The sequence below is a fragment of the Mycolicibacterium nivoides genome, from assembly GCF_003855255.1.
In the GTDB taxonomy this organism is placed as follows: domain Bacteria; phylum Actinomycetota; class Actinomycetes; order Mycobacteriales; family Mycobacteriaceae; genus Mycobacterium; species Mycobacterium nivoides.
On the sequence record NZ_CP034072.1, the window covers coordinates 5,297,705 to 5,315,391 of the forward strand.

Annotated in this window: 22 protein-coding genes; 9 read left to right on the forward strand and 13 right to left on the reverse strand. The window is 67.2% G+C overall.

What is annotated here, in order from left to right; translation table 11 throughout:
• A partial coding sequence (locus EH231_RS34445; RefSeq protein WP_241177808.1) for a DUF732 domain-containing protein occupies positions 1–198 on the forward strand: 198 nt, incomplete at its 5' end.
• 16 nt (positions 199–214) lie between these two features.
• Positions 215–703 carry a DUF5078 domain-containing protein gene (locus tag EH231_RS25905; RefSeq protein WP_164481016.1) on the forward strand — a complete coding sequence of 163 codons (489 nt, stop codon included), beginning with the start codon at positions 215–217 and terminating at the stop codon, positions 701–703.
• 24 nt (positions 704–727) lie between these two features.
• On the opposite strand, the gene EH231_RS25910 is transcribed toward EH231_RS25905, so the two are convergent.
• Genes EH231_RS25910 through EH231_RS34450 form a run of 3 tightly spaced genes read right to left on the reverse strand, consistent with a single transcriptional unit; the run spans position 728 to position 2,985 of the window.
• Entirely contained in the window at positions 728–1,855 is a 1,128-nt protein-coding gene (locus EH231_RS25910) for an NAD(P)H-dependent flavin oxidoreductase (protein ID WP_090424380.1), read from the reverse strand.
• A 59-nt stretch (positions 1,856–1,914) separates the two neighbouring features.
• Entirely contained in the window at positions 1,915–2,691 is a 777-nt protein-coding gene (locus EH231_RS25915; RefSeq protein WP_124713586.1) for an S-methyl-5'-thioadenosine phosphorylase, read from the reverse strand.
• Positions 2,692–2,697: 6 nt separating this feature from the next.
• Positions 2,698–2,985: a hypothetical protein gene (locus EH231_RS34450; protein WP_234941109.1), complete on the reverse strand. Its 288-nt coding sequence runs from the start codon at positions 2,983–2,985 to the stop codon at positions 2,698–2,700.
• Between the two features lie 59 nt (positions 2,986–3,044).
• Between EH231_RS34450 and EH231_RS25925 the strand changes: the two genes are divergently transcribed.
• The 4 genes from EH231_RS25925 (at position 3,045) to EH231_RS25940 (ending at position 7,167) form a co-directional block, all read left to right on the forward strand.
• The gene (locus tag EH231_RS25925) at positions 3,045–3,917 is read left to right on the forward strand and encodes a 1,4-dihydroxy-2-naphthoate polyprenyltransferase (RefSeq protein WP_124713587.1); all 873 of its coding nucleotides are present in this window, start codon (positions 3,045–3,047) and stop codon (positions 3,915–3,917) included.
• Between the two features lie 214 nt (positions 3,918–4,131).
• Positions 4,132–4,947 (forward strand): type IV toxin-antitoxin system AbiEi family antitoxin domain-containing protein, encoded by an 816-nt coding sequence (locus EH231_RS25930; protein WP_234927533.1) that lies wholly within the window; start codon positions 4,132–4,134, stop codon positions 4,945–4,947.
• 132 nt (positions 4,948–5,079) lie between these two features.
• Positions 5,080–6,429 (forward strand): MFS transporter, encoded by a 1,350-nt coding sequence (locus EH231_RS25935; protein ID WP_124713589.1) that lies wholly within the window; start codon positions 5,080–5,082, stop codon positions 6,427–6,429.
• Positions 6,430–6,513: 84 nt separating this feature from the next.
• Positions 6,514–7,167: a response regulator gene (locus EH231_RS25940; RefSeq protein WP_090424377.1), complete on the forward strand. Its 654-nt coding sequence runs from the start codon at positions 6,514–6,516 to the stop codon at positions 7,165–7,167.
• Positions 7,168–7,223: 56 nt separating this feature from the next.
• Here EH231_RS25940 and EH231_RS25945 read toward each other — a convergent pair whose 3' ends face one another.
• A complete protein-coding gene (locus EH231_RS25945; protein WP_124713590.1) occupies positions 7,224–7,943 on the reverse strand; it encodes an SDR family NAD(P)-dependent oxidoreductase in 720 nt (239 codons plus the stop codon).
• 51 nt (positions 7,944–7,994) lie between these two features.
• Between EH231_RS25945 and EH231_RS25950 the strand changes: the two genes are divergently transcribed.
• Positions 7,995–8,555 carry a MarR family winged helix-turn-helix transcriptional regulator gene (locus EH231_RS25950; RefSeq protein ID WP_090424375.1) on the forward strand — a complete coding sequence of 187 codons (561 nt, stop codon included), beginning with the start codon at positions 7,995–7,997 and terminating at the stop codon, positions 8,553–8,555.
• A 49-nt stretch (positions 8,556–8,604) separates the two neighbouring features.
• Here the strand turns inward: EH231_RS25950 and EH231_RS25955 are convergent, their stop codons facing one another.
• Positions 8,605–8,967: a LytR/AlgR family response regulator transcription factor gene (locus EH231_RS25955; protein WP_124713591.1), complete on the reverse strand. Its 363-nt coding sequence runs from the start codon at positions 8,965–8,967 to the stop codon at positions 8,605–8,607.
• A gap of 125 nt (positions 8,968–9,092) precedes the next feature.
• On the opposite strand from EH231_RS25955, the gene EH231_RS25960 reads away from it, so the two are divergent.
• Positions 9,093–10,658: a GAF domain-containing sensor histidine kinase gene (locus EH231_RS25960; RefSeq protein WP_234927417.1), complete on the forward strand. Its 1,566-nt coding sequence runs from the start codon at positions 9,093–9,095 to the stop codon at positions 10,656–10,658.
• Here the strand turns inward: EH231_RS25960 and EH231_RS25965 are convergent.
• Entirely contained in the window at positions 10,652–10,882 is a 231-nt protein-coding gene (locus EH231_RS25965) for a hypothetical protein (protein WP_090424373.1), read from the reverse strand. The genes EH231_RS25960 and EH231_RS25965 overlap by 7 nt on opposite strands.
• A 148-nt stretch (positions 10,883–11,030) precedes the next feature.
• The gene (locus EH231_RS25970) at positions 11,031–11,312 is read right to left on the reverse strand and encodes a DUF4229 domain-containing protein (RefSeq protein WP_090424372.1); all 282 of its coding nucleotides are present in this window, start codon (positions 11,310–11,312) and stop codon (positions 11,031–11,033) included.
• 75 nt (positions 11,313–11,387) lie between these two features.
• Here EH231_RS25970 and EH231_RS33985 point away from each other — a divergent pair, with 75 nt between their 5' ends.
• Positions 11,388–11,549 (forward strand): hypothetical protein, encoded by a 162-nt coding sequence (locus EH231_RS33985; RefSeq protein WP_090424371.1) that lies wholly within the window; start codon positions 11,388–11,390, stop codon positions 11,547–11,549.
• 6 nt (positions 11,550–11,555) lie between these two features.
• Here the strand turns inward: EH231_RS33985 and EH231_RS25975 are convergent, their stop codons facing one another.
• The 6 genes from EH231_RS25975 to EH231_RS26000 form a co-directional block, all read right to left on the reverse strand.
• Positions 11,556–12,830 (reverse strand): MinD/ParA family ATP-binding protein, encoded by a 1,275-nt coding sequence (locus EH231_RS25975; protein ID WP_241178199.1) that lies wholly within the window; start codon positions 12,828–12,830, stop codon positions 11,556–11,558.
• 280 nt (positions 12,831–13,110) lie between these two features.
• Positions 13,111–14,085, reverse strand: a complete 975-nt coding sequence (gene ccsB, locus EH231_RS25980; RefSeq protein WP_090424370.1) for a c-type cytochrome biogenesis protein CcsB — start codon at positions 14,083–14,085, stop codon at positions 13,111–13,113.
• On the reverse strand, positions 14,082–15,692 hold the full coding sequence (gene resB / locus EH231_RS25985; RefSeq protein WP_124713592.1) for a cytochrome c biogenesis protein ResB: 1,611 nt from the start codon (positions 15,690–15,692) through the stop codon (positions 14,082–14,084). The genes ccsB and resB overlap by 4 nt, the downstream gene beginning before the upstream one ends.
• Complete coding sequence (locus tag EH231_RS25990; RefSeq protein ID WP_090424368.1) at positions 15,689–16,480, reverse strand: cytochrome c biogenesis CcdA family protein; 792 nt, start codon at positions 16,478–16,480, stop codon at positions 15,689–15,691. The genes resB and EH231_RS25990 overlap by 4 nt, the downstream gene beginning before the upstream one ends.
• Positions 16,477–17,085 (reverse strand): TlpA disulfide reductase family protein, encoded by a 609-nt coding sequence (locus tag EH231_RS25995; RefSeq protein ID WP_124713593.1) that lies wholly within the window; start codon positions 17,083–17,085, stop codon positions 16,477–16,479. Before EH231_RS25995 ends, EH231_RS25990 begins: the two co-directional genes overlap by 4 nt.
• Complete coding sequence (locus EH231_RS26000; protein ID WP_090424845.1) at positions 17,086–17,673, reverse strand: histidine phosphatase family protein; 588 nt, start codon at positions 17,671–17,673, stop codon at positions 17,086–17,088.
• Positions 17,674–17,687: the final 14 nt, after the last annotated feature.

Sequence of the window (17,687 nt, forward strand, 5' to 3'; positions counted from 1 at the left end):
TACAACGCCTGGATCGGCAAGATCATGTGCAAGCGATTGCACAACGGCGTCGACCACAATGCCCAGGACTCGGTCGGTTTCGTGAAAAAGCAACTGGCCAAGGACAGCACCGACGCTCAGTCGTGGCAGTTCCTGGGCACCGCCATCAATTACTACTGCCCCGATCAGCGCTTCGTCTACGAACAAGCCGCGCACTGAACGACTTTGGAGCGAGATGTTGAACCGCAAGAGTGTCAGTAACCTGATCCGCACCGGGGTGGCCGCCTGCGCGATCGCCGGCAGCCTGGCCGGGGCGGGCATCGCCACCGGCCTAGGGGTCGGCACCGCCTCCGCCGACGCCACCGACGACTACCCGATCCCCAACCGGATCCTGCGGACCCCCTGCACGGCCGAGCAGATCATGGCAGCGGCACGCGACGTCGAGCCGGTGTACTACGAGCGCTACATGATCGACTACAACAACAAGCCGGTCGCCGATCAGCAGGGCGCCCAGGACCGGATCCACTGGTTCTTCTCCATGGACTACGCCGGTCGCCGCCAGTACTCCGAGAACACGGCCACCAACGCGTTCTTCGAGAACATGTCCTGGCGCTGGCCCAACTGGGCCAAGCTGTTCTTCAACAACAAGGGCGTCGCGGCCAACACCACCGACGTCTGCCAGAACTACCCGCCCAACGACATGTCCGTCTGGGACTGGCACTGACGACGGGCGCAGGACGGTCCTGACTCAGTCCGGCAGTGAGTTGCTCAACCGCTCGGTGGCGGCGAGGTAGTCCTCGATGAACTCGCGCACCACCTCGCGGGCCGGCTTGACCTTGTTCATCAAACCCACGCCCTGCCCGACGAAGTAGGTGGCCAGTGCTTGCGCGCCCGGATGCCCCTGGGCGGCAAGCACATCCACGCGACGGATGATCGGCTCGGCCAGCATGTTCTGCAGCGGCAGCGGCAGGGTCTGGTGGCCTCCGGGATTCGGCTGCCAGGCGTCAGTCCATTCCGACTTGAGCTGGCGGGCCGGCTTGCCGGTCCGCCCGGTCGAGCGCACGGTGTCCCGCGAGGTGGCCGCCAGCATCTTCTGCACGGTGTGCGGTGCGGTCTCGGCCTCTTCGGTGGTCAGCCACACCGAGCCCGTCCAGGCACCGGCCGCACCCATCGCGACGGCAGCGGCCATCTGCCGGCCGGTGACGATGCCGCCGGCCGCCAGCACCGGGATGTCGCTGCCGGCAGCCTCGAGCGCTTCGATCACCTCGGGGATGAGCACCATCGTCGTCACCTCACCGCAGTGCCCACCGGCCTCGGTCCCCTGCGCGACGATCAGGTCCACCCCGGCCTGCACCTGTTTGACGGCGTGCTCGCGGGCACCCACCAGAGCCGCGACCGGGACGCCGCGCTCGCGGCCGGCGTCGATCATGTAATCCGGCGGCACCCCGAGCGCATTCGCGATCAGCTTGATCGGATGACTCATCGCGACGTCCAGCAACTCGCGGCCGGTGTCACCGGACAACGAGGACCCGCCCAGACGCTGCTTGGCCTCGGGCTCGATGCCGTGATCGGCCAGCAGTCGCGCGACGAACTCGCGATATTCGGCGGGGATGCGATCTGTGAGCTGCCCCCGCGACAGGTTCTCGCCCTTACCTTCGAACTTCGCCGGCACGATGATGTCGGCGCCGTAGGGCTTGCCGCCGACCTGCTCGTCGATCCAGGACAGCTCCTGGTCCAGCTGCTCGGGCGTGTAGGCCGTGGCGCCCAGCACGCCGAAGCCGCCGGCGTTGGTCACCGCGGCCACCACGTCACGGCAGTGACTGAAGGCGAAGAGCGGAAAGTCGATACCGAACTGCTCACAGATCGCGGGTTTCACCCCGTCAGTATTGGCACCCCTACTTGACGGGTGTCAAGAGGGTGCCCGATCTGAGGCCGTCATGGCAGTTCGAACGGCAACTTCACCCCGTCGTGGGCCAGACAGTGCGTGCAGGCGCGCTCAGTGTCGACGGCTTCCAGGGCCTCGTGCACGAGCTTCTTGAACGGCACCAGGTTGCGCTCGAATTCGGCGAAGACATCCACCGTCGTCACCCCGGAACCAGCCTCGATACCGGCATCCAGATCGGTCACCAAAGCGATTGCCGCATAACACATCTCAAGCTCGCGAGCCAGAACCGCCTCGGGGTAGCCGGTCATGTTGACCAGAGTGAAACCCTGGTCGGCGAACCACCGGCTCTCGGCCCTGGTGGAAAACCTCGGCCCCTGGATCACCACCATGGTGCCGCCGTCGACCACCCCGGGCAGCCCGGCCGCAGTCGCCCGCAATGCCGGGCAGTAGGGATCGGCGAAACCGACATGGATGCCGCCGGAATCGAAGTACGTGTCGGCACGCGCGCGGGTGCGGTCCACCAACTGATCCGGAACCACGATCGAACCCGGCCCCAGCTGCGCGGTCAGACTGCCCACCGCGCACGGACCGAAGATCCGCCGCACCCCCAGCGTGCGCAGCGCCCACATGTTGGCCCGGTACGGCACCGTGTGCGGCGAGAACTCGTGGCCGGTCCCGTGCCGGGGCAGAAAGGCCACCTCGTGCCCGCCCACGGCCCCGACCGTGATCGGTGCGCTGGGCGCACCGTACGGGGTGTCCACGGTGACGGTGCGGGCCTCGGGCCCGAAGAACGAATAGAAACCGCTACCGCCGATGACGCCGAGCATGCAGTGCTATTCGGCCTCGTCGGGTTTCTTGACGGGGTCGACCGGGCCATCGTCGAGATCCGTGTCGACGGCCGCGCCGAGGTCGTCGTCGAAGTCGTCGAAATCCTCATTCGCCTTGCGGGCGCCGTCGGCGATCTCGAAGACATCGGTGGCCAGGCCACCGATGGCGGTCGCGACGTCCTTGACGGCCGTGGTGATGATCGAGGTGACCTGCCCGACCGTGGAGGCCACTGCCTCGACGGATTCCTGCAGCACGTCCTTGCCGATCTCGGTCTTGCTGAGCTGCTCCTTCATGAGGCTCAGTGTAAGAGTCCGCGCGGGGTGGCACCGGGTCAGCTCATACGATGGCCGTCGTGGCCAGTTTCGCGCAATGGATCGAAGGCGCCCGTCCCCGCACCCTGCCCAACGCTGTCGCCCCGGTGCTCGCCGGTACCGGCGCCGCCGCCTGGGTGGGCTCCGCCGTGTGGTGGAAAGCGTTGCTGGCGCTGGCCGTATCACTCGCACTGATCATCGGGGTGAACTACGCCAACGACTACTCCGACGGCATCCGCGGCACCGACGACGTGCGGTCCGGCCCGCTGCGCCTGGTGGGTTCCAAGCTGGCCTCCCCGCGGGCGGTGCTGACCGCGGCGCTGGTGAGCCTGGCCGTCGGCGCGGTGGCCGGGCTGGCGCTGGCGGCGGTGAGCGCGCCGTGGCTGATCGCGGTCGGCGCCGTGTGCATCGCCGGGGCCTGGCTGTACACCGGCGGCAAGAAGCCCTACGGCTACCTCGGCCTGGGCGAGGTAGCCGTGTTCGTCTTCTTCGGCCTGGTCGCGGTGCTGGGCACGCAGTACACCCAGGCCCTGCGCATCGACTGGGTCGGCCTGGTCGCCGCGGTGGCGATAGGCTCGCTGTCGTCGGCCGTGCTGGTGGCCAACAATCTGCGTGACATCCCCACCGACAGCCAGTCCGGGAAGATCACCCTCGCGGTGCGCCTCGGCGATGCACGTACCCGGCTGCTGTATCAACTGCTGGTCGGCGTGGCCCTGCTGCTGCCCTTGGTGCTGATCCTGGCCACTCCGTGGTGCGCGGTGGGCCTGGCCGCGGTCGCGCCGGCGGTGCGGGCACTGCGGCCGGTGCGCAACGGCAGTACCGGCGCCCAGCTCATCCCGGTTCTGCGCGATACCGGGCTGACCATGCTGGTGTGGGCGGTTGCGGTGTCCGCAGCCCTGTTCCTGGCGGCCTGATTCCTCCCCCGCGAGCAGACGTGAAAGTACCCTCCAGACATCGTTTTCGGGTACTTCCGCGTCTGCTCGGCAGCGGCGACCGCAAGGTTATCCACAGGTCGTAATCGGCACCTTCCTCTCGGAGACGCCGGCAGCCACGATCGTGAACGTGAGCGTCGAAGCGATCTTTGCCGCCAACGGCGGAGTTGCCACCGCTGCACAGTTGACCACCGTGATGACTCGCAAGATGGTCGCGTCGCTGGTGCGGTCGGGCGCAATCGTGCGCGTACGACGAGGTGTTTATGCCCCAAGCCGACCCGATATCGCCGGCCGACTGGCCGCCCTCGACCTGCTCAACGCCACCCCCATCGCCGTGTGCATGAGCACAGCTGCCGCGATGTACGGCTTCGACACCGAAAACGACGCCCGCATCCACATCCTCGATCCCGGGGTCCGTATCCGGCCCGATGCCCACGTCATGGTGCATCAACGCCTCGGCGCACCGCTGCGGCGTGTGTCCGGGCGGCTCGCGACAACACCCGCCTGGACGGCAATCGAAATCGCCCGCACGCTGCGCAGACCACGGGCACTGGCCACACTCGACGCTGCACTGCGAGTCAACGCGTGTACCGCTGCGGAGTTGGAGGCTGTGATGGCCGAACAGAAGGGGCGCCGTGGCATCGTCGCGGTACGCGACCTACTGCCCCACGCCGACGGCAGAGCCGAATCTCCGATGGAAAGCGAGATGCGCCTTGTCTTCATCGACTGGTCGGTGCCGCCTCCGGAGCTTCAGTACGAGATCGTTGACCGCAGTGGTCAAACGTGGCGCGTCGACTTCGCCTGGCCCCACGCCAAACTGGCCGCCGAATACGACAGCATCGAGTGGCACGCCAATCCTGCCGCATTCACCCATGATCGGATCAAGACGGCGCGGCTGCAGGAATGCGGCTGGACCACGATCCCGGCAGTGGTAGATGACATCCGCAAGCATCCCGAGCACTTGGTCCGCCAAGTGCTGTGGCGGTTGAACTATCCCGCACTTGTCGGCTGACCGCCGAGCTTCCCGGACAATTCCCGGCGAGCAGACGCTCAGGTACCCGACACGCGCGATATTGGGGTACCGCAGCGTCTGCTCGCCGGGAAGACTGTGGGCACTGCAACGCCGACCACCTGGGGGATGCGCATGACCATTTCGACCGAGGCGCATCAGCCCGCACCGTCGGGCCGCGCCGAAACCCGGCGGGCCATCTGGAACACCATCCGGGGTTCGTCGGGCAACCTCGTCGAGTGGTACGACGTCTACGTCTACACGGTGTTCGCCACGTACTTCGAAGCCCAGTTCTTCGACAAGGCCGACAAGAACGCGACGGTCTACGTGTACGCGATCTTCGCGGTCACGTTCCTCACCCGCCCGATCGGATCGTGGTTCTTCGGCCGGTTCGCCGACCGGCGCGGCCGCCGTGCCGCGCTGACCTTCAGCGTCTCGCTGATGGCGCTGTGCTCACTGGTGATCGCAGTCGTGCCGTCGCGCGAAACCATCGGTGTCGCAGCGCCGATCATCCTCATCCTGTGCCGGCTGGTGCAGGGCTTCGCGACCGGCGGTGAGTACGGCACCTCGGCGACCTACATGTCCGAGGCCGCCACCCGGGAACGGCGCGGCTTCTTCTCCTCGTTCCAGTACGTGACACTGGTCGGCGGTCACGTCCTGGCGCAGTTCACCCTGCTGATCATCCTCACCACGCTCAGCACCGAGCAGGTCCACGAATTCGGTTGGCGCATCGGCTTCGCCATCGGCGGCGTGGCCGCGGTCGTGGTGTTCTGGCTGCGCCGCACCATGGACGAATCGCTGTCCGCCGAACAACTCGAAGCGATCCGCGAAGGCAAGGACAAGAGCTCGGGCTCGTTGAGCGAACTGCTCACCCGCTACTGGAGGCCACTGCTGCTGTGCTTCCTGATCACCATGGGCGGCACCCTGGCGTTCTACGCCTACAGCGTCAACGCCCCGGCGATCGTCAAGACCACCTACAAGGACCAGGCGATGACCGCCACCTGGATCAACCTGATCGGGCTGATCTTCCTGATGGCGATCCAACCCATCGGCGGGATGATCAGCGACAAGATGGGCCGCAAGCCGCTGCTGCTGTGGTTCGGCATCGGCGGGGTGATCTACACCTACTTCCTGTTCACCTATCTGCCCCAGACACATTCACCGCTGATGTCCTTCCTGCTGGTCGCCGTCGCATACGTGATCCTGACCGGATACACCTCGATCAACGCCCTGGTGAAATCCGAGCTCTTCCCCTCGCACGTGCGCGCTCTCGGGGTGGGAATCGGCTACGCACTGGCCAATTCGATGTTCGGCGGCACCGCACCGGTGATCTACCAGGCACTCAAGGACCGGGATCTGGTGCCGTGGTTCATCGCCTACGTCACGGTGTGCATCGCCCTGTCCCTGCTGGTGTATCTGTTCTTCCTCAAGAACAAGGCCGAAACCTACCTGGACCAGGAGAAGGGTTCGGCTTTCATCCGGTAGCGCCAGCGCCGACGGAACGGGGACCCAACCGGTACGTTCAGCGGTGGCCCCCATTACCGGATATGCCGGGCCGGAAGGAACGTGATGAGTGCGCTGCGGGTGGTCGTCGCCGACGATGACGTGCTTCTGCGTGAGGGATTGGCCAGCCTGCTCGACCGGTCCGGATTCGACGTCGTCGGGCAGGCCGCCGACGCAACGGAATTGCTTGCCCTGGTTCGGGATCAGGCACCGCAATTGGCCGTGGTCGACATCCGGATGCCACCCACTCACACCACCGAGGGCCTGGACGCCGCGAAGGTGATCCGTACCGAGTCCCCCGAGACCGGCATCCTGGTGCTGTCCGCACACGTCGACGTCGAGCACGCGACCGAGCTGCTCGCCAGCGGTCACGGCATCGGCTACCTGCTCAAGACCCGGGTGACCGACGTCAACGATTTCGTCGAGACCCTGCAACGGATCGCCAAGGGAGCCTCGGTGGTCGACCCGGCGCTGGTGTCCGAGTTGGTCTCCGCCCGCCGCCGCGACGACCCGCTGGCCGCCCTCAGCGCCCGCGAGCGCGAAGTCCTGATGCTGATGGCCGAGGGCCGGTCCAACGCCGGCATCGCCCGCCGGCTCTGGGTCACCGAGGGCACCGTGGAAAAACACGTCCGCAGCATCCTGACCAAACTGAACCTCCCCGAGACCGGCGACGACCACCGCCGGGTCCGCGCCGTCATCACCTATTTGGAAGCGCGGTAGCCGTTGCGGATCAGCACGTCGCTGACAACGACAGAAAGCGTCGGACCTCCGGCGGCCTAACGAGTCGTCCATTCGCCTCCATTGACGGCGATGGTCTGTCCAGTGATCTGGCGTGCACCGGGCGAGGCGAGAAACCGCACGGTGGCGGCAATATCGGCGGGCGTCCCCGCACGATTGGTCATCGCTGCTTCGACCAGAGAATCTCTGCGTTCGTCGGTGAGCTTGTCTCGGAAGAACTCCGTATCAGCGATGTAGCCAGGTGAGACGATATTGGCGGTGATGCCTCGGTCACCGATCTGTCGAGCCAGGTCGACGTTCCACGACGCGACGGCCGCTTTGGCGGCTCCGTATGAGCCAGCACCTTTGTCCGCGGCGATGGAACCGATGGTGATCACGGCCGAACCACGCGGCATCGCAGGCAGCAGCGCCGTCGTCATCAGCACCGCGGTCATCAGGTTGCTGTCCAAGTTCTGGCGCCACGCATCGGCAATGTCACCTAGATGACGGGGCTCCTCCCTGTCGAAATCGGTGTTGCCGCCCGCATTGTTGACCAGCACGTCGACGGCACCGATCTCCCGCGCCACCGCAGCAGTCTGTTCGGGGTCGGTCCCGTCAACTGTGACTGCCCGGACCGACCCCCCGATCTCGTCCACTGCCTTCTTGAGTACATCCGCACGACGGCCTGTGATTACTACATTGCAAGCTTCCGAGGCGAATTGTGCGGCGACCTCACGGCCGATCCCAGTGCCCCCACCGGTCACCACGACAGTGCGCATTCCAGTACCTCCTGTTATGTTTAGACCTAAACGAGAGTAACAGGAGGGCCGGTGACCGACGCAACGTCAAGTGACTCCATCGACGCGATCGCCGAGGCGTGGAAGCGTGAATTACCGGGCGTCCCAGTGCAATCCATCGGAATCGTGACCCGGGTATGGCACATCGCGAAGCTACTCGGCGATGACCGGGCGCGGCTGTTGCGCTCCCGTCATGCCGACATGGCCACCCTCGACCTGTTGTCCACGTTGCGTCGCCATGGCAGGCCCTATCGGATGACGACCCGCGAGTTGGCGGCCGCTTCGCTCATCACCGCGGGGGCGATCACCCAACGCGTGGACCGGGCAGAGGCACAAGGACTCGTGAAACGATCCGGTCGCCGCGATTCACGGACCGTCGACATCGAACTCACCCCGCTCGGCCACGCGACAGTCGACGATCTCGTTGCCGCGGTGCTGACGCGGGAATGCCAGTTGCTCGACGGGCTGTCCAAAGACCAGCAAGATCACCTCGAGCACACCCTGAGACTGCTTCTCCAGCATCTTTCAGGCCTGCTGGGCGTCGAACAGCGGCCCGGCCACGTCGGGCACCCCGCTACCGGAGAAGGTGCTTGACGGTCCATCGAAACGCTCCGCCATCCACCGAAGACCGGCGTCCCCAACGTCACGGCCTCGGGCAGCTGGCCAGCAACTCGCGGATCGCGTCCACCGACAACGCGTATTTCGACACGAAGCCCAGCGCCGGGCTGGCCGCGATCACCTCGACCAGATCCTGTTCGGAGTAGGTCGAGGTGAGGATCACCAGCGGCCGGTGCGCGCTGCGGTGCAACTGCTCGGCCACGTCGAACCCGCTCTCGGCACCGAGCATCACATCGAGAAGAACCACGTCGGGCCGCATTTCGTCGCACATCTTCAGGGCCTGCTCGCCGTCGGCCGCCGCGCCGACGACCTCGACCCCGCCGCCGCCCAACAGCCGGGTCGCGGCACTGCGGAATCCGGCGCTGTCATCGACGATGAGGCAGCGCACCGGGCCTCCACATCCGAGTCATGAACTCAGCGTCTCAGCCCCGCATCGCGGTTGCATTACCGCTAGCCGGAAAATCGCCGCACAGCCGGCATGAACCCTGGCGGCGTAGCGTTCGTACTGTTCAGATGACTGTCGCCCGTGCTGTCCCGACTCTCGCCGACCGGCCCTGGCGGTCGGTGCGCACCCGGCTGCTGGGGATGCTGCTGCGGCCGAAGGCGCCGCCACTGGCCGCCGGGATCGTCGTTGCCATCGTCTTCATCGCCGCCGAGACCCTGGTCGTCACCCAGTTGCGCCGGACGGCACCCGAAAGCTCGTTCGGCGCGGTGTTCCTACTCGGGGTCCTGGTGGTCTCGGCCGGCTGGGGAATATGGCTCGCGGTGGCCACGTCCTTGGTCAGCGCCGTGGTCTACGTGCATTTCCACATGGAGACCAACGGCGCGCTGCTGCCGGTCCACGACCAGGACATCACCGCCATCCTGGTCTTCCTGCCGGTCGCGCTGCTGACCAATCTGCTGGTCGGGCAGGCCCGGCTGCGGGCCGCCGATGCCGCGGCGCTGGCGGGACAGCAGGCGGCGCTGCGCCACGTGGCCACCCTGGTGGCCCGCGGATCGCATCCCGACGAGGTCTACCCGGTGGCCGTCGCGGAGTTGGCCGGCGGGCTGGGCATGGACCACGTCGGGCTGCTGCTCTATCAGGACGACGGGACCGCGGCGGTGCTGGCCTCGCGCGACCCACACGGTGCGACCAAGCTGCACATCGGCGAACGATTGCCGCTGGAGCGCGGGTCGCTGCTGACCGCGATTGCCGAGACCGCCGAACCGGCCCGCATCGAGGACTACGCCAGGGAGACCGGCGTCACCGCGTCGCGCATTCGGGGCATCGGGATTCGCTCGGCGGTCGGCGCCCCCATCACCGTCGACGGTCGGGTTCGCGGCCTGTTGGTGGTCGGCTCGGCCCGGCCGGGTGCCTTCGACCCGGGAACCGAAGCCCGGGTCGGCGACTTCGCGGACCTGGTCGCCACCGCGATCGCCAACTCCGAAACCCGTGCCGCCCTGACCGCCTCGCGGGCCCGGATCGTGACGGCCGCCGACCAGGCCCGGCGGCAGTTCGAACGCGACCTGCACGACGGCGCCCAGCAGCGGGTCGTCTCACTGAGCCTGGCGCTGCGGGCCACCCAGGCATCGATACCGGCCGATCGGACAGAACTGATCGATCAACTCGACAGCCTCGTGGCGGGGCTGTCCGCGCTGTCGACCGAACTGCAAGAGCTTTCCCGCGGAATGCATCCGGCCGTGCTGTCCCGGAGCGGACTGGGCGCCGCGATCCGCTCCCTGGCCCGCCGCTCACCGATCCCGGTCGACGTCGAGGTCGACCTGAACGACCCGATCCCCGAATCGGTGGGTGTGGCCGCGTACTACGTGCTCGCCGAGGCTTTGACCAACGCGGCCAAGCATTCCGGGGCCACGGCCGTGGAAGTGACGGCCTCCGTCAGCGACCACACCCTGCACCTCTCGGTGCGCGACGACGGTGTCGGCGGTGCCGTCACCGGGGCCGGGTCCGGATTGATCGGTCTGGCCGACCGCGCCGAGGCACTGTCCGGTCAGCTCAGTGTCACCAGCCCACCGGGAACCGGGACCACCATCCGCGCCTCGATCCCGCTCAATTGCGGTCAGCCGCAGCCTCGTCAGTGATGGAACAGCAGCCCGTACGGCCCGAAGAACGGGTACTGGGCCTGGTAGTCCACAGCCGGCGGGGTCGCGACGATCTGCGCATTGCCGTCGGATCGGCACACGGTCGAGGTCGCCCCGGCGGTGGTACAGGTCTGTGCGGCGGGGTCTGCCTGGGCGACGGGTGCCAGCGCTATTGCGGCGGCGGACGCGGTCAGGAGCATCAAAAAACGTATCGAGTTACTCATGGTGGCGGTACTCCTTTGTCAGCCAACTCAATTCGAGTACCTCAAGCGTCGCCGACAGTGGCGCCGAAAACGACGGCGCTGACCCCCAACTCCTGTTACCGGCTATCCCCCACAAAACTGATCACGTTCTGGGAGTAAAGATTTGCTGCTACTTGGATTTCGGCGGCTCGTCGCCGCGCAACCGCGCCTGCAGCTGCTCGCGATCCTTGCGCCGCCGCTCGTCGACCACCGCGATGGAGGCCGTCGCCCGCTCACGCAACGGCCGGAACAGCCAGATCCCCAGCGGCAGTGCGATCACGATCGCGAACAGCAACGCCACCACCACCGGGAAATCCCCGGTCACCAGATACCCCAGACCGTAGATCGCCGCAGTCAGCACAGCGACCAGCACAAGCCGGGCAATGAGGTAAACCACGACGTCGGTGACCATGCGGGAGGTCGAACCACTTCCTGACACGCTCCGAGCCTACCGACGGCGCGTATATTCGGATAAAGGAGGTTTCGAGTGGCGTATCTACTCCTGCTCATTGCCGCAGCAAGCCTGGTGTACATCGGCTGGCGGCTGGCGCGGGTTTCCGGCAGTCAATCCAAGACCCGCGTGATCGGTCCCGATGACGACCCGGAGTTCCTGCGCCGGCTCGGGCACGGCGACAATCCCCGCGGCTAACCCGCGTCAGGCGCGCGAGTTCGTCGACCGGCGTGCCCCGGCGAAGTCGGATGCCACTACCGCCGCCAGCTCGATCAGCGCCTCACGGGTACCGGGCTTGAGACGATCCAGGCTGATCTCGGCACCTTCCTCCAGATGCGGATCGAACGGCACCAGCCGCACCGCACGGCACCGCCGCGAGAAGTGGTCCACCACCTTGGACAGATCGACCTTGCCCGAGCGTGGCCGCACCGCGTTGATCACCGCGATGGAATTGCGCACCAGATCCTGATGGCCGTGGGCGTCGAGCCAGTCCAGCGTGGCCGACGCGCTGCGCGCCCCGTCCACCGAACCCGAGCTGATCACGACCAGCACGTCGGCCTTGGACAGCACCGCCGACATCGCCGAGTGCATCAACCCCGTCCCACAGTCGGTGAGCACGAGGCTGTAGAACCGCTCCAGCACCTCCAGCGCGCGCAGATAGTCGTCGGAGCTGAATGCCTCCGACACCGCCGGGTCGCTCTCGGAGGCCAGCACCTCCAGCCGGCTCGGCCCCTGTGAGGTGTAGGCCCGCACGTCGCTGTAGCGCTCGATGCCTTCGGCGTCCCGCAGCAGGTGCCGCACCGTCGCAGCCGTCTCCAACGGCACCTTCTGGCTCAGCGTGCCCCGGTCGGGGTTGGCATCCACCGCGACCACCCGATCTCCGCGGATCGAGGCGAACGTGGCGCCAAGCGTCGCGGTGATGGTGGTCTTGCCCACGCCGCCCTTCAGGGACATCAACGCGATCCGGTAGCAGCCCTGCAGCGGCTGGCTGACCTCGCCGACCAGGTTGTTGCGGTGCGTGGTCTTGGGGCTCTCACCGACGTTGACCTGCTTGAACGACGCGACGTAGAGGGCCTTGCGCCAGCCCGAGGTGGGCGGGTTCTTGCGTTGGCCCAACAGTGCGGCGGTGGAGAGGTCCCGGTAGGGCGTCGCGAAGTCTGCAGCGGCGGGCCGCTCAGTAGATCCAGCGGCGGGCCGCTCAGTAGATCCAGCGGCGGGCCCGACAGGTCCAGCGGCGGGTCCGACAGGTCCACCGGCGGGCCGCTCGAAGATTCCCGCTGCCGGCGCCGGGAAGTTCGCGGCGACCGGCCCCGGAAAGTGGCCGGGCACCGGCGGTGCGGTGATCACCGGGATGCCTTGCGGCGGCGTCGGTGCGGTCCACTCCGCGGGCAGCGGCGTGGAAACACCGGGCTCGGTGGGGTTGCTGAATCGCTGCTGACCGCGGAAGCCTGGCACCGGAGCGAACACCGACGGGACCAGCGGAGGCTCGGCGACCGGGGGTGGCGCGAGTGCCGGGGAAGCCGGGGGCGGTGCGTCGGCGGCAGGTGCTGCCGGGCGGGCCACGGTCGGCTCGTCGAGCGCGGTGTCTGTTGACGGTTCACTGTTGTCCTGTGGGGCGGACTCTTGCGTTTCGGACGGCTCGGACACTGACTCAGGCACTGGCTCGGACACGAATTCCCCTCTTTTCCACACGCTTCCGACCGGACCGCGGCTGCGCCACAACCTCAGAGCGCGCGGTCACTCACCAACCCGACGGTGCCTAGCCGACCCCCGCATACGAATGCAGACCCACGGTCACCAGATTGATGAAGAACAAGTTGAACACCATCGCGACGAAACCCACGACGTTGATCCAGGCCGCCTTGCGGTCCCGCCAACCCGCGGTAGAGCGCGCATGCAGGTACGCCGCGTACACCACCCACGCGATGAACGACACCGTCTCCTTGGGGTCCCAGCCCCAGTACCGGCCCCAGGCCTCCTCGGCCCAGATGGCACCGAAGATCACGCCGAAGCCGAAGATCGGGAACGCGAAGATCGTGGTGCGGTAGGCAATCCGGTCCAGGGTCTGCGCGTCGGGCAGCCGGGCGATGATCCGCGCGACGGTCCCTTCGCGGCCCGGCTCGCCCAGCGGCGACATCTTCAGCAGGAACAGGATGCTGGCCACACCGGCCACCAGGAACACCCCGGAGCCGAGGCTGACCACCGAGACGTGGATGGGCAGCCAGTAGGACTGCAGCGCGGGCATCACCGGGGCGGCATTGGAGTACAGCCAGCGTCCCGACACCGTCAGCAGGATCAGCACCGGAACCAGCACGAACACCCACAGCGCGCGGTACTGCGGCTTGCGCAACACCACGGCCGCCGCGATCAGACCGCAGAAACTGGTCAGGTTGATGAACTCGTACATGTTGCCCCACGGCACCCGTGAGGTGGCCAGACCGCGCAACACGATGCAGATGAACAGCATGCCGATGCCGACGTAGGTCAGCGCCAGCCCGGTCTTGCCGACCCGCTCGTCGAACGGCCGCCGGGGTTCCTCGGCGACGACGCCCGGGGTGGCGCTGTCGGCGCCGACGGTGGCGCCGACCAGTTCACGGGTTTCGACACGACGTCCGCGGCTGTAAGCCAGTTCGACGGCGAGCAGGATCAGCGCGCCGACCAGAATCACCACCGACGACGTGAACGCCCAGTCGGAGTACCTGGCCAGTCCGATGTCGATGTGCTCGGTATTCACTGCTCCGCCTTCTCTTCTTCCGCCGGCGCGTCGTCGTACCCCTCCAACAGCCGCGCGGTCAGCTTTTCGAACTCATCGCCCCAACCGGAGTTGTCGGTACGGGCCAGCCCGCCCAGCTCGACGTTCACCGTACCCGCAGTAGCGGGTTGGATCCGAACCCAGATCCGGCGCCGCCGCACCACCAACGACACCAGCAACCCGGCCATCATCGACATCGCGAACACCAGCACCCAGACCTGGGCCGGATCGTGGGAGACCTGCAGGTTGACGAACGGCACCGCGCCGTCGAACCGAACCTTGGTGCCGTCGTCGAGCCGGGTGTCCTGACCTTCGACCAGGTTGACGCGGGCTACCTTGGTCAGCTGCTTGCGATCGATCAACCGGGGATCGAGCGAGAACAGTGACTGCGGCCGGCCGGTGTCCAGGCCGGTGTCACCGCGGTAGATGTCGATGGCGACGGCCGGATCGTTGAGTGCCGGGAAGCTCGACGACAGCAGCGTGCCCTCGAGTTGCTTGGTGGGCGCGAACAGGCCCTGGATCGCGATCTGGTGCTTGCGGCGCTCGTCGGCGTCGGGATACGTGCCGGCGGGCGGGTCGATGCGGACGACACCCGAGGACAACAACGTCAGCTGTTCTTCTGGGCGCCACTGGATGGTCTGACTGCGTTGCTGACCGTCGGGGAAGGTCACCGTGAACGACGGCGCGTAGCCGTGCCCCTGCAGATACACGCGGTCGCCGCCGATGCGCAGCGGGTGGTTGACCTCGAGGCGGTACGACCGCCAGGTGTCGGCGGCCAGATCCTCACCGGACTGGTAGTCGATGTCGGCGGCGAACGACAACGCCTGCCCGGTGGGCAGATAGTGGGCATCGAAGTCGTTGACCCGCAGACAGATCGGGCTCAGCGAGGTGCCGTCGACGGTGTTGCCTGCCCGGAACGAGTCGAAGGCGGCCGGCGAGGCGGTGCAGAATCCGGGGCCGCCGTCGGCGATGACGATGACGTTGCCCTCGTACCCGAACAGCTTGCCCGCTGCCACCGCCGCCAGCAGGCCGAGCAGCGAGAAGTGGAAGACGATGTTGCCGAACTCCCGCAGATAGCCCTTCTCCGCGGATATCTCGGTGCCGGCGTCGGTCTGCCGGGTGACCTTGCGCCAGCCCTTCAGTCGCCGCGTCACGGTCTGGGCGATCTCGTCGGCGTCGGCGTTCACCTGCTCGGCATGGTGTTTGGGCAGCCGGCCCAGGTTGCGCGGCGCCGACACCGGCACTGCCCGCAGGTTGCGGAAATGCTCGATCATCCGGGGTGTCAGACAGCCCACCAGCGAGATGAACAGCAGCACGTAGATGGCGGTGAACCAGAAGCTGGAGAACACGTCGAAGGCCTGCACGCGGTCCAGCCACGGCCCGAGAGTGGGATGGGCGACCAGGTACTCGTCGACCTTGGACTCGTTGAGGCTGCGTTGCGGCAGCAACGCACCCGGGATCGCGGCGAGCGCCAGCAGGAACAGCAGCACCAGCGCGGTGCCCATCGAGGTCAGGGTCCGCCAGGTGTTGCGCACCAGCGCGATCAGACGTGAGAACACTCCAGGGCGCCGAGTTTCGGCGTCGGTCATATCGGCAGCCTCACGTCACTGACGAACGCGTCGCGCACCCACGACACGAAGTCGTTCCACAGACCCGTCACGAGTGCGGTGCCCACCAGGATCAGCAGCACACCGCCGAGAATCTGAATGGTCCGGGTGTGCCTGCGCAACCAGCCCAGCCCGGTCACCGCCCGCGCCGAACCCAGTGCCAGCAGCACGAACGGGATGCCCAGGCCCAGGCAGTAGGCCAGCACCAGCACCACCCCGCGGGCCACGGTGGCGCCGTCGGTGGCCGAGGCCACCGCGATCACCCCGGTCAGCGTCGGGCCCAGGCACGGCGTCCAGCCCAGCGCGAACACCGCGCCCAGCAATGGGGCGCCGGCCATCGTGGACCACTGCCGGGGCGCGAACCGGGCCTGGCGTTGCAGCGCCGGGATGAAGCCGACGAACACCAGGCCCATCACGATCGTCACGACACCGCCGATACGTTGCAGCAGAACCTGATTGGCGATCAAAGTGGTGGTCATCCCCAGCACCGCGACGGCACCGAGCAGAAACACCACGGTGAAACCCGCGACGAACAGCGCGGCCGCACCGGCCACCCGCAGCCGCGCGGTCCGGGTCGCCTGTTTCGTCAATCCGGCCTCGGCGGCCACCGGGGCTTCCTGAACCCCGACGACGGCGGCCAGATAGGACAGATAGCCCGGCACCAGCGGCACCACGCACGGCGAGGCGAACGACACCAGCCCGGCCAGCACACTGATCCCCAGCGCCAGCAGCACCGGCCCGGCCGCGGCGATCTCGGCGAACCCGGTCATTTCTGCGGTCCCGGTTCGGCCGCCAACCGCTCCACGACCGGTTGCAGATCCTCGGCCAGCAGCTCACGCAGGAACACCGCGGCCACCCGGTGCTGACGGTCCAGCACCACGGTCGACGGGATCACCGTGGTCGGGTATTTCCCGCCGAACGCGATCATCGTCCGCATCGCCGGGTCGTAGATGGACGGGAAGGTGACCTTGCGGTCGGTGACGAAATCGACTGCGGCATCACGGTTGTTGTCCCGCACGTCGATGCCGAGGAACTGAACGCCGTCGCGACGGGTCGCTTCGTACACCTTCTGCAACTGACCGATCTCGGCCCGGCACGGGCCACACCACTGGCCCCACACATTGATCACCACGACCTTGCCGGCGAAATCTTCCAGCGAGATGGTCTTGCTCGGGTCGACGAGGTCGGGACCGCTCAATTTGCCTGGGGTGCCGCGCTTTTCGGGCGGGTCGTAGAAGATGTCGGTCTTGCCGCCGGGTGCGACGAACTCGAAGGTGCCACCCTGGGCCACCGCGTCGTCACCCGTCGAGCATCCGGTGAGCAGCACCAGCCCTGCCAGCACCGCCGCACTCACCCGGGCGACCAACGACCTCATTCAGATTCCCCAGGGCTCCGTGTAGCCCCACCGGATCAGCTTGTCGCCGTCGAAAGTGAACGACGTGATCGAAGACAGGTTGCACAGCCGGCTGTGCGGCAACGGCAGGTGGGCCAGCTTGCGTCCGGTCATCGCCCGGCGCAGCGTCTCGACCGGAAGCTGGTGGCTGACGCAGACCGCCTCGTGCCCGGCCGCCTTCTCCCGGGCGCGGTGCATGGCCGCCATCATCCTCGGCGCGATCTCGTCGTAGGGCTCACCCCAGGACGGTTTCATCGGGTTGCGCAGCCGCGGCCAGTTCCTCGGGTCACGCAGCGCACCGTCCCCCGGGGCCACCCGCTCCCCCTCGAACATGTTCCACGATTCGATCAGATCGCCGTCCGTGGCGATCGGCAGCCCATGGCTTTCTGCGATCGGCGTGGCCGTTTCCTGAGCCCGCTCCAACGGTGAGGCCACCACGTAGACGATGTCCTTGCCGGCCAGCCAGTCGGCAGCAGCCTGCGCCTGGGCCCGCCCGCGGTCGGACAGGTGGTAGCCGGGCAACCGGCCGTAGAGCACCTTCTCCGGATTGAACACCTCGCCGTGGCGCATCACGTGCACGGTCG